General features: G+C 59.5%; 1 protein-coding gene. It reads left to right on the top strand.

Features of this window, described 5'->3' with window-relative positions; all coding sequences use genetic code 11:
• On the top strand, window positions 1–380 hold a 380-nt coding region (locus HMPREF2886_RS09220), incomplete at both ends, for a type IV secretion system protein (protein ID WP_177344450.1).

Here is a 380-nt window from a genome sequence, read left to right as displayed (position 1 = left end):
TCGATCTGGTGAAAAACAGTGCGGCGCAGTGGGATGGCAAGCTGCGAGGCTATGCCAAAACGCTGTTCTGGCTGCTGGCATCCATCCAGTTCGTATGGACGTTCATGCCTTTGGTGTTCCGACAGGCCGATTTCGGCGAGATTGTCGGCGAGCTGATCCGTTTCATTTTGGTGATTGGCTTCTTCTACGCGCTGCTGCTGTTCTCGGCAGATTGGGCCGACAAGGTGGTGGACAGCTTCCGAACGGCGGGCGCGTCGGCGGCCGGGCTGGGTACGTCCCAAATCCGGCCGGGCGACATTTTCGGTACGTCTATCGAGCTGGCCAACACTATCGGCGACGTGGAAACGTGGAACCCGCTAACGGCCACTATGGTCGCGCTG

The organism is Pseudomonas sp. HMSC066A08 (assembly GCF_001813025.1).
In the GTDB taxonomy this organism is placed as follows: Bacteria; Pseudomonadota; Gammaproteobacteria; order Pseudomonadales; family Pseudomonadaceae; genus Pseudomonas; species Pseudomonas aeruginosa.
This window is presented reverse-complemented; position numbering and strand designations above follow the sequence as displayed.